The sequence below is a fragment of the Arthrobacter bambusae genome (genome assembly GCF_030812595.1).
In the GTDB taxonomy this organism is placed as follows: Bacteria; Actinomycetota; Actinomycetes; order Actinomycetales; family Micrococcaceae; genus Arthrobacter; species Arthrobacter bambusae_B.
Genome location: NZ_JAUSSZ010000005.1, coordinates 257,163 through 267,511 on the forward strand (window position 1 = coordinate 257,163; position 10,349 = coordinate 267,511).

Genomic DNA, 10,349 nt, shown 5'->3' on the forward strand with positions numbered 1-10,349 from the left:
CGGGTTGGAAGCTGGTGTGCGTTGCCGTACCGCTACGATCCCCGTCCACCGGGCCGCGGCTGTGCCTCCGTGCAGAACGGCCAAACACACGGAGAAGGTGCCGTTGGCACACTGAGAAACGTCGATTTTGCACGTATTTTGGCCGGTTTCACCACTTAATTTCGCCGATTGAGCACTGAGACGCGGTTTTCGGGGCCTAACATGCGACTGCCGGCTACGGGCAGTCGCCAGTAGCTCAAATCGAAGTGGAGGAACGAAATGCTCACTACGACCGCATTGAATGCAAGCAGCGCCATGGCAACGGCACGAACCAAGATTGACGAAATGATTGTTCGCTACGATGGCTGGTTTCTGGTGGTTCTCGCCGTCCTGATGGTGCTTGCTTTTGCAATGCTCGCAGCGATGGCCGTCTGGTGCTTGACGCAGGGACGAGGCCGTTTTACCGGCAACTGGAGCTGGAGCCAATGGGGTGTCTCCGTATGGGTTGAGTGCAGGTAATTGCCAGCAAGCTAGCCGTCGTGGTGGCACTGGCACCGTGCCACCACGACCAGAGCATCGGAATCACGCCTTATGACTCTCAGTGTTGCCAACGTCAACTACGCATATAACTCCAGAACCCAAGTGCTTCATGACGTCTCGTTCACGATCGCCGACAACCAGGTCATGGGCCTCATCGGTCCCAATGGGTCTGGAAAGTCCACCCTGATAAAGGTCATCCTGGACCTGCTCCAACTTCAAAGCGGCCGCGTCTCCATCGGGTCCGACAACAATCAGAGCCGCAGCGCCAAGATGTCTTCAATCTACTTGTCAAGCAACGATTATCTCCCTGAGTTCCTTACAGGCGCGGAATACGTGCGTTTCATGCACGGGCTCTATGGACAACCCTTGGATCAGGAAGCATTGAGGACGCAATTCGCCAGGTACTCCATGCGGGACAGGCACCGCGACCTGATCGAAGACTACTCACACGGCATGAGGAAGAAGTTGCAACTCATCGCCGCATTCATGCTCCGGCGAAGGCTTACCGTCATCGATGAGACCCTCAACGGTGTCGACATCGACGCCATCAAACTCTTCGAGCGCGATATCCGAAATCTCGCCAAAGAAGGACGGTCAGTTCTCCTGTGCAGTCACGACTTCACCATGCTGGAACACGTGGCTGACGAGCTGTCGCTTCTCAACCAAGGCGCCCTGGTGGTTCAGGCGCCGGTCCGGAAAATTATCCAAGATCACGGCACGATAGCTGACCTAGCCAACGAATTCATCCGGGCAATGGAGCCGTCATAATGCACCCCAAGAGCGTGGTTCTGCTGTTCCGATTGTTCTGGCTCTTCATCGTGAGACGCGTGGTGGGCCGGGGATTGTTGGCCAGCCCGGCCGCTCGGTTGTCGGCCATATTCCTACTCGTTGCCGCGTTCGCAGGATTCAGCGTGTTGAGCTATGTGGTCATCCGCCAGTATCTCGGTGGAACCGGACTGCTTGAGCCTGTTCTTCAAGTCGCCAACGCATCGGTCGGATTCTGGGTACTTATTGCATACACACTGATCCGGGTGCTGTTCATGAAGGCAGATGAGCTTCTGAAGCTCTCCTTCAATCTGCCAGTGACCAACAAGGAAAGGACGATGGCCTTTGCGCTCTTTGAGTCGTCCCTCGTTCTCCTTGTGACCGCCTTCGTTTTCGGTGCGTTCTCGATTTCCACCGTGCTGATCGAGGGTACTGATTACATTCCGAGGGTTCTCGCGTCCATCTGGTTTCCCGCTATTTCAACGTACCTGCTTCTGAGCCTCGGCTACTATCTCCTTGAACGTGCTCTACAGGCAATCGGGATCGCACGACTTCGTGGTCTGGTAGTCCCGATGGTGCTGGCTATCGGGCTGGCCGTGGCCTTTCCTCAAACCAACGAGCAGAGCAGCCAGATCGCCGAAAGCTACGTATCCGGGCGCGAATACAATGCACCGATCCTGCTGTACGCGAAGCTGCAGGAAGACGTCGGGCTCTGGTTTTCCATTTTAGTGCTGCTTGCGACATCAGCAGCAATGATTCCCGCAATAGTGGTCACCGCACCCAGGAACTATGTTCCGATGCGTCGATTCTTCGTCGTGCTGCCCTCATGGTTGGCAGGGCGTAAGTTCGGCGTTTACATTCTGGTTTTGTTTCGAAGTTTCGAAACCATGGTGGCATTCTCTTTCATCCTCATCTATTCGGTCTTCGCCTGGTTCGAGCATCTGGTATTACCACCCTACGTCCTTGCTCTCATAACATTTCAGGGAGTCTACGCATTTTCAAACTCGGAGCCCCTGCGACGCATGGCCACCTACCCGGGCCGCACCGTTGCGAACTACTTACGCCTCGTGGGCTCGCAAGGCGTCCTCCTCGTGGTTGTGGGCGTTCCTGTCATCGGGCTCTCTGTGGCCCAGGGAGTTCCTTTCGAAGCGTGTCTGCCAGTGCTCGGATTCTGCTTGAGCAACATCCTCATTTCAACACTGGTCGGCATCGCTTTCCCTCCCGAGAAGGGGAACCCATTCACTGTCATCATCGGAGTCCTACTCACCCTGGTACTCGTCATGATTGTCGCACTTGGGTTGAACGTCTTTAATTTCGAGCCAATTACCAACACGGCAATTTTCACGGCCCTCAACTTACTGGTCGTCTTTTACAGCATCCTTGGTATGCGAAGAATGGAGAGGATTGCGCGCAATGAAGTGGTTGCTTAGATTCATCACCGGGCTGACGGTCTCTTTTGTTGTCACCATGATCGTTGTTGTCACGAGTTTCATCACTACAATGTTTTCGGCCTCAGAAATGGGAGTCAGGAAATTTGGCCTGTTCGGCGCCCTCTTCTTCGAACCTCACGAACAGGCAGACGGGGCGACCGCGCTGGAAATCGGCGTTTCGAACGGCGCGCCCATCGCGTTGGTCTTCTCGATATCATTGGTCTTCTATGTTGCCGTTGCATCAGTCCTGGAACGACTAAAGCTCCACAAGAAACGACTCCTGCAAGCAGACGAAGGGTGACCCTTCTCAAGATCGCCCTCCAGGATGTGACCGCCGGCCTGATAGCCAAGCAACTCATGTGGTCATGCCGATGGCCTTTTGCCGCCATGGTTCTCAGCTTCACAGCGTGCACCTTCCTGGCCGCCATGACGACCGATCTGGTCCTTTTCCAGACCGCCGTGTGGCTCATTGTGCATGCACTTTTCCTCCTGGGCGGCTTTTTAGTGCATGAGTGGTTCCATGTTGCGGGCATGAGGCTGTTTCGCGGGGTTTCAGACATCGTGGTATCTGCCGGAGTCCTCCGCTTCTCCGTGATTCCCGTCGGGCGCCTCTACGGGTGGCAGATCGCAGTAGTGGCAATTCTGGGTCCCGGCGCGTCATGCTTAGTCGGGGTCCTGATTACCCTGCTGGCACCTGGCTCATTGCTCCAGTACTGGTTCCTGCTGCATGCAGTCTTCCTTCTGCCATTCTTTGGCGACGGACACAGCCTCATTCTCGGAATCCGCGAGTGGTCCCGGCCGGTTGGCTTACTCGCGCCCGGAACCACCAGCTGAACCCACTTCCGCCCGATGGGCCTCGGCGAGTCAGGGCCGCTGCGAGCGTCGGCGAAAACTGCTATGCCAGAAGCCGAGCAGGACGGCCAAGGCCAGCAGGCCGAGGAATACCCAGACCGGCTGGCCCGTCGCTGCAGCAAGCAAAGGACCTCCAACTACGCCCGGGACAAGGGCGACAGCCCATACGCTGAACAGATGCGTCGTTCCTGTTTGAGCGGCATGTTCATGATGCTGTCCGTTCTGGTCCGGCACTGAGTCCTCCCGCTAGGAGCTCTCCCACTCCCGGTACAGCTCCGGGCGGCGTTCGCTCAGGTACGGCACTTGTTCCCGGGCAGCCTTGACGCTTTCTGTCGAAATCTCGGCGAACAGCAATGCCGCACCATTCCCGGCAGCCGCGAGCAATGAACCATCCGGACCGGCCACCACGCTTCCGCCAAGGAAGTCGCAACCGTCCTCGTGGCCGCTGTGGTTCGCGTAGGCCACGTTGAGCTGGCTCTCCAGGGCCCTGGCCGGGATCAGGACCTGCGGTACAGCGTCGAATCCCGCGGACAGGGCTGTTGGAACCAGCAGAAGCTCGGCGCCTCGCGTGGCCGCAGCCCGGACAGTTTCGGGAAACTCGACGTCGTAGCAAATCAGCAGCGACGTTTTGATCCCGTTGAAGTCCACGACGCCGGGGGGTGCCTGGGCGGCGGAGAACGCCTTTCGCTCCTCCCCGCCGAAGAGGTGCACTTTGTCGTATTCCAGAAGCACGGTTCCGTCTGTGTCCAGAAGAGTGGCGGAGATACGCCAGCTCCCGTCGGCAGCCAGTGCGGGAAGGCTGTAAACGAGTCCGACAGTGTGTGAGCGCGCGATCTCCGCAAGGCGGCTACGGATGCTCGGGAGAACTGCAGGATCCAGCTCCGCGTGGAGCCTGAGCGGCGCGTAGCCCACAGGGAAGAGCTCGGGCGTCAGCAACAAGGAGGCCCCGGCGGCTGCGGCGCGCTGCGCCGCCGCATTGACCGTCGCCAGGTTGGCGTCGACGTCCAGGACAGCTGCGTTGGCCTGTAGAACGGACAGCAGCATCATTACCACCTCGATTGCACTTTGCATCCCAGCGCACGGTCTTTGAGGACATCCTGGAAGACGGGCCCGGAATTACTCCTGGATCCAGCCTATCCAGCCACAGCGCCGACCCCACGGGACAAATGGACCCGCGGGCGGCTCACCGGGGATGGTTCGTACCAAATGGGGGCTCGGTCCATGTCGCCAATGCAAGTTTGGCCCATTGCGTTAACTTCTTGACTGCAACTGTGATTTGAGGCACGCTTCATGTCATGCCTGCAACATCCAGCTCGACGAAGAGCCACCGCAAAAACCCCGGCTCACAATCAGCACTGCGCCACCTGAACCAGCAGCGGCTCATCGAGTGCCTCCTGAGCGGCCCTTCCACCCAGGCGGAGCTCGCCAGGCAGACCGGCCTCTCCACGGCAACCGTGTCCAACATCGTCAAGATCATGCAAGACGCCGGGCTCGTCTCCACCGAACCGATCACCAGTTCCGGACGCCGGGCTCTAAACGTCAGGCTCAACAGCAACGGCGCGGTCGCCGTCGGGATCGACTTTGGCCGGCGCCACCTGCGGGTGGTCCTGGCCTCCTTGGGCTACCACATCATCGTCGAGGAAACCGTCACGCTACCCCTTGGCCACCACGCCGAACAAGGCATCAGCGCCGCCGTCGCCCTCCTCGACAAACTCCTGCTCGAAAGCGGCGTTGACCGAAGCGCCGTAGTGGGCGCGGGCGCTGGCATAGCCGGCCCCATCGACCGGCGTTCCGGCACCGTGGCGCAGGGAGCCATCCTGCCCGAATGGGTGGGCATCCAGATTCTCGAACGACTGGAGGAAGCCCTCGATCTTCCCGTATACGTTGACAACGACGCCAATCTGGGCGCCCTCTCCGAGGTCACGTGGGGGCCACACAGCGGGATCGGCAACCTCATGTTCCTCAAGATCGGTTCCGGTATCGGAGCGGGCCTCATCATCAATGGCGCACCGTACTACGGGGCGGTGGGAATCACGGGGGAAATCGGCCATGCAACCATCCACGAATACGGCGCCATCTGCCGCTGCGGCAACCGGGGATGCTTGGAAACGATGGCTTCCACCTCCACCATGATCGAGCTGCTCGGGAAGGGCTCAGGGCTGCACCTCGAGCCCGAGGACCTTGTTCGGAACGCCTTGGCGAGGGATCAGGCAACCCTTCGCGTGGTGGACGACGCCGGGCTCGCGGTGGGCCGCGCGTTGGGCAATGTGGCGAATCTCATCAACCCGGAAGTCATCGTGGTGGGCGGCCCCTTGGCCGGCCTCGGCGACATCCTCCTGGACCCGATCCGGCGCGGCCTCGTCCGCCATGCGGTGCCTGTAATCGGCGAGACAACACACCTTGCCATGTCGTCGCTCGGCGCCAGGGCGGAGGCCCTCGGGGCGGCCGCTTTGGTGTTCCAGCACGCCGGAATCAAGCAGGGCTAAAGATTTCGTTACCACGCTGTTACCGCCGTCTTGCGTTCAAGTCTTGACGACAAGCGGTGTGATCCAGTTTACTTTCTCATCAGATAGGCTCGCCATCCCCGAGCCGACAACGACGTCAAACATTGGAGGCGCGAGGGTATGTCGACCCCCATAACGCACCAGGATCCGGTTCTCCTCGAGATGCGGTCCATCACCAAGGAATTTCCCGGCGTGAAGGCGCTCTCGAACGTTAGCCTCCGGGTCAAGGTGGGCGAAATCCACGCGATCTGCGGGGAAAACGGTGCAGGAAAGTCCACGTTGATGAAAGTGCTCTCCGGGGTTTACCCCTACGGCAGCTACGACGGCGACATCGTGTACCAGGCCGAAGTCCAGCAGTTCAAGGACATCCGGGCCAGCGAACATGCGGGAATCGTGATCATCCACCAGGAGCTGGCACTGATCCCCGAGCTGTCCATCATGGAAAACATCTTCCTCGGCAACGAACCCGTCCGCCGCGGCGTCATCGACTGGGCAGAAGCACGCAAGCGCTCCATCGAGCTCCTCGCACGGGTTGGCCTGCGCGAGGACCCGGACACCCCCATCAAGGAAATCGGCGTCGGCAAGCAGCAATTGGTGGAAATCGCCAAGGCCCTGAACAAGTCCGTCAAACTGCTCATCCTCGACGAGCCCACCGCGGCGCTCAACGAGTCCGACTCCCAGCACCTGCTGGACCTGATCCTGGGCCTGAAGGGCCGTGGAATCACCTCCATCATGATTTCCCACAAACTCAACGAAATCGAGCAGATCGCGGACGAGATCACCATCATCCGCGACGGAAAGTCCATCGAGACCCTCAACGTCAAGGAAGACGGCGTCGACGAAGACCGGATCATCAAGGGCATGGTCGGCCGGACGCTCGAGTCCCGGTTCCCGGATCACACCCCGAAGATCGGCGAAGTCTTCTTCGAGGTCAAGGACTGGACGGTCGGGCACCCCCAGATCCAGGACCGCCTGGTCTGCAAAGGTTCCAACTTCCACGTCCGCCGCGGCGAAATCGTGGGCTTCGCCGGCCTCATGGGCGCCGGGCGCACCGAGCTTGCCCGCTCAGTATTCGGCCACTCGTACGGCCGCTTCATTTCGGGCCAGGTGTACAAGGACGGCAAGCCGATCACCATGCGCAATGTCCGCCAGGCGATCGACGCCGGCCTCGGCTACGTCACGGAGGACCGCAAGAGCCTGGGACTGAACCTCCTGGACGACATCAAGACCACCACGGTAGCTGCCAACTTGAAGAAGATCAGCCGCGGAATCGTTGTGGACACCAACAAGGAATTCATGGTGGCCGAGCAGTACCGGAAGTCGCTGCGCACCAAGACCCCGTCCGTCGAGGAAGGCGTGTCGAAGCTCTCCGGCGGCAACCAGCAGAAGGTTGTCCTCGCCAAGTGGATGTTCACTGATCCGGACCTCCTCATCCTGGATGAACCCACCCGCGGAATCGACGTCGGCGCCAAGTACGAGATCTACGGGATCATCCAGCAGCTGGCCAACCAAGGGAAGGGCGTGATTGTGATTTCTTCCGAACTCCCCGAACTGCTCGGCCTCTCCGACCGTATCTACACCATCTTCGAGGGCTCCATCACGGGTGTGCTGAACAAGGACGAAGCCAGCCAGGAGAGCCTCATGAAGCTCATGACTTCCAACCGCAAAGCCGCCTGACCCCGGTCGCCTCCAGAAACACACGGACACAAGGACCCAAAACAATGAACGCGCTCAAGAAGCTATTTGGTGGCAACACCCGCCAATTCGGCATGATCTTCGCACTGGTTGCACTCGTCATCTTCTTCCAGATCTTCACCTCGGGCCGCACGCTCACCCCGGGCAACGTCATCAACCTCTTCAACGGCAACTCCTACATCCTGATCCTGGCCATTGGCATGGTCCTGGTCATCATCGCCGGCCACATCGACCTCTCCGTGGGTTCGGTGGCCGCCTTCGTCGGTATCTCGGTGGCCCTGGCCATCAGGGACTGGCACCTGCCCTGGTACGCAGCTGTCCTGTTCGGGCTCCTGCTCGGCGCCTTGATCGGAGCCTGGCAAGGATTCTGGACTGCATTCGTCGGTATCCCGGCCTTCATCGTGACCCTCGCCGGTATGCTGCTGTTCCGCGGTTTCAACCAGTTCGTCGGCAAGTCCAACACCGTGCCGGTCCCCGAAGACTTCCAGTACCTGGGTTCCGGATACCTGCCTGAGGTCGGGCCGAAGACGGGATATAACAACCTGACCCTCCTGCTGGGCCTTATCGCCGTCGCATTCGTGATCTTCGGTGCGATCCGTGCCCGCCGAAACGCCCAGGCCTTGGGCGCCGAAGTGACGGAAGGCTGGGTGATGGTCACCAAGCTCGTGCTGGTAAGCGCCGCCATCCTCTACGCGACATACCTCTTCGCCACGGGCCGCCCCGGAACCTCGTTCCCCATCCCCGGCCTCATCCTGGCCGTCCTTGTCCTGGTCTACGGCTTCATTTCCGCCAAGACCGTCATTGGCCGCCACATCTACGCAGTCGGCGGCAACCGCCACGCGGCCGAACTCTCCGGCGTTCAGTCCAAGAAGGTCAATTTCATGGTCATGATGAACATGTCCATCCTTGCCGGCCTCGCCGGCATGATCTTCGTGGGCCGTTCCACCGCTTCGGGTCCGTTCGACGGCGTCGGCTGGGAACTGGATGCGATCGCCGCCGTATTCATCGGTGGCGCCGCAGTCACCGGTGGCGTGGGTACAGTGATCGGCTCGATCGTCGGTGGCCTTGTCATGGCTGTCCTCAACAACGGCCTCCAACTCCTCGGCGTCGGCGCAGACCTCACCCAGATCATCAAGGGCCTCGTCCTGCTGGCAGCAGTCGCCTTCGATGTCTACAACAAGACCCAGGGGAAGAAATCGATCATCGGAATGATGATGAAGAACTTCGGCCGGAGCAGCGAAAACGCTCCGGACGAGATCTCCTCAACCAGGGAAGCCATCTCCAAGGAAGCCTGATCGGCTTCGGGACGACGTGTTCCAACAACAACAAAGAAAGCGAACCAAGATATGCGAATGTTTGGTAAAGCAGGAAAGGCAGCAGCAGTTGCTGCGATCGCGGCACTGGCGCTGACGGCCTGCGGCCGTGCGGACAACGGCAGCTCCGGGGGTTCATCAAGCGGCAGCGAGGCATTCCCCAAGGGTTCCTCGATCGGCGTCGCCCTCCCCCAGAAGACCAGTGAAAACTGGGTGCTGGCAGAGAAGCTCTTCAACGACGGGCTTACGAGCGCAGGCTACAAGCCGGACGTTCAGTTCGCCAACGGCGGCGTTTCGGAGCAGCAGAACCAGATCAGTGCGATGATCACCAAGGGTGACAAGCTCATCATCGTCGGTGCCATTGACGGCGCTCAGCTTGGTACGCAGCTCAAGCAGGCCAAAGATGCCGGCGCCACTGTCATTGCATATGACCGCCTGCTCCTGAACACCTCCAACGTGGACTACTACGTGGCCTACGACAACTTCAAGGTCGGCGTGCTGCAGGGCCAGGCGCTGCTGGACGGACTCAAGGCCAAGAAGCCGAACGGCCCGTACAACATCGAGCTGTTTGCAGGTTCTCCCGATGACGCCAACGCGAAGGTCTTCTTCGACGGCGCCATGAGCGTCCTGCAGCCGAAGATCGATGACGGAACCCTCAAGGTGCTTTCCGGCCAGAAGTCGTTCGAGCAGGCAGTTACCCAGGGCTGGAAGGCCGAGAACGCCCAGAAGCGCATGGACACCCTGCTCGCAGGCACCTACACCAGCGCTGGGCTGGACGGCGTGCTGTCCCCGAACGACACCCTGGCCCGCGCCATCCTGACCTCGGTCAAGGCGGCCGGCAAGCCGATTCCGGTCGTGACCGGACAGGACTCCGAAGTTGAGTCGGTCAAGTCCATCATGGCCGGTGAGCAGTACTCCACCATCAACAAGGACACCCGCAAGCTCGTTGAGCACGCCATCACCATGGTCAACGACATCCAGTCCGGCAAGACCCCGGAAATCAACGACACCAAGTCCTACAACAACGGCGTCAAGACCGTGCCGGCATACCTGCTGCCTCCGGTCATCGTGACCGCGGCAAACGTGAAGACGGCCTACGTGGACGATCCGGTCCTCGGACCGATCACCAAGTAGTAGTTCTCAACTAGGCACCGACGACGGCGGCCATCCCCACTCGGCGGTTTCTAGGGGTCGTTGCAACACCTGTTGGTTAGGTGGTTAGTAGTAAATCACGTAGGCGCTCGGCTGGAGTTTTCCAGCCGAGCGTTTTG

The 10,349-nt window shown here is 59.9% G+C and carries 11 protein-coding genes; 10 read left to right on the plus strand and 1 reads right to left on the minus strand.

Annotation, left to right across the window (positions count from 1 at the left end; genetic code table 11):
• Nucleotides 1-258 precede the first annotated feature (258 nt).
• The 6 genes from J2S96_RS09535 (at nucleotide 259) to J2S96_RS09560 (ending at nucleotide 3,803) form a co-directional block, all read left to right on the plus strand.
• Nucleotides 259-498 (plus strand): hypothetical protein, encoded by a 240-nt coding sequence (locus J2S96_RS09535; RefSeq protein ID WP_306862252.1) that lies wholly within the window; start codon nucleotides 259-261, stop codon nucleotides 496-498.
• 72 nt (nucleotides 499-570) lie between these two features.
• Nucleotides 571-1,287, plus strand: a complete 717-nt coding sequence (locus tag J2S96_RS09540) for an ATP-binding cassette domain-containing protein (RefSeq protein ID WP_306862255.1) — start codon at nucleotides 571-573, stop codon at nucleotides 1,285-1,287.
• Nucleotides 1,287-2,714, plus strand: coding sequence for a hypothetical protein (locus tag J2S96_RS09545; protein WP_306862258.1), 1,428 nt, complete (start codon nucleotides 1,287-1,289; stop codon nucleotides 2,712-2,714). The genes J2S96_RS09540 and J2S96_RS09545 overlap by 1 nt, the downstream gene beginning before the upstream one ends.
• Nucleotides 2,698-3,015 carry a hypothetical protein gene (locus J2S96_RS09550; RefSeq protein ID WP_306862260.1) on the plus strand — a complete coding sequence of 106 codons (318 nt, stop codon included), beginning with the start codon at nucleotides 2,698-2,700 and terminating at the stop codon, nucleotides 3,013-3,015. Before J2S96_RS09545 ends, J2S96_RS09550 begins: the two co-directional genes overlap by 17 nt.
• Nucleotides 3,012-3,548: a hypothetical protein gene (locus J2S96_RS09555; protein ID WP_306862263.1), complete on the plus strand. Its 537-nt coding sequence runs from the start codon at nucleotides 3,012-3,014 to the stop codon at nucleotides 3,546-3,548. The genes J2S96_RS09550 and J2S96_RS09555 overlap by 4 nt, the downstream gene beginning before the upstream one ends.
• Nucleotides 3,549-3,611: 63 nt before the next feature.
• A complete protein-coding gene (locus J2S96_RS09560; RefSeq protein ID WP_306862265.1) occupies nucleotides 3,612-3,803 on the plus strand; it encodes a hypothetical protein in 192 nt (63 codons plus the stop codon).
• Nucleotides 3,804-3,812: 9 nt separating this feature from the next.
• Here J2S96_RS09560 and J2S96_RS09565 read toward each other — a convergent pair whose 3' ends face one another.
• Nucleotides 3,813-4,613 (minus strand): nitrilase-related carbon-nitrogen hydrolase, encoded by an 801-nt coding sequence (locus J2S96_RS09565; protein ID WP_306862268.1) that lies wholly within the window; start codon nucleotides 4,611-4,613, stop codon nucleotides 3,813-3,815.
• A 248-nt stretch (nucleotides 4,614-4,861) separates the two neighbouring features.
• Between J2S96_RS09565 and J2S96_RS09570 the strand changes: the two genes are divergently transcribed.
• From J2S96_RS09570 to J2S96_RS09585, 4 genes are all read left to right on the plus strand, one after another.
• Nucleotides 4,862-6,052, plus strand: coding sequence for an ROK family transcriptional regulator (locus J2S96_RS09570; RefSeq protein ID WP_306862271.1), 1,191 nt, complete (start codon nucleotides 4,862-4,864; stop codon nucleotides 6,050-6,052).
• 138 nt (nucleotides 6,053-6,190) lie between these two features.
• Nucleotides 6,191-7,747, plus strand: coding sequence for a multiple monosaccharide ABC transporter ATP-binding protein (gene mmsA / locus J2S96_RS09575; RefSeq protein WP_306862274.1), 1,557 nt, complete (start codon nucleotides 6,191-6,193; stop codon nucleotides 7,745-7,747).
• A 44-nt stretch (nucleotides 7,748-7,791) separates the two neighbouring features.
• Nucleotides 7,792-9,060 carry a multiple monosaccharide ABC transporter permease gene (gene mmsB / locus J2S96_RS09580; protein ID WP_306862277.1) on the plus strand — a complete coding sequence of 423 codons (1,269 nt, stop codon included), beginning with the start codon at nucleotides 7,792-7,794 and terminating at the stop codon, nucleotides 9,058-9,060.
• A 51-nt stretch (nucleotides 9,061-9,111) separates the two neighbouring features.
• Nucleotides 9,112-10,212 carry a substrate-binding domain-containing protein gene (locus J2S96_RS09585; protein ID WP_306862281.1) on the plus strand — a complete coding sequence of 367 codons (1,101 nt, stop codon included), beginning with the start codon at nucleotides 9,112-9,114 and terminating at the stop codon, nucleotides 10,210-10,212.
• The last annotated feature ends 137 nt before the right edge of the window (nucleotides 10,213-10,349 follow it).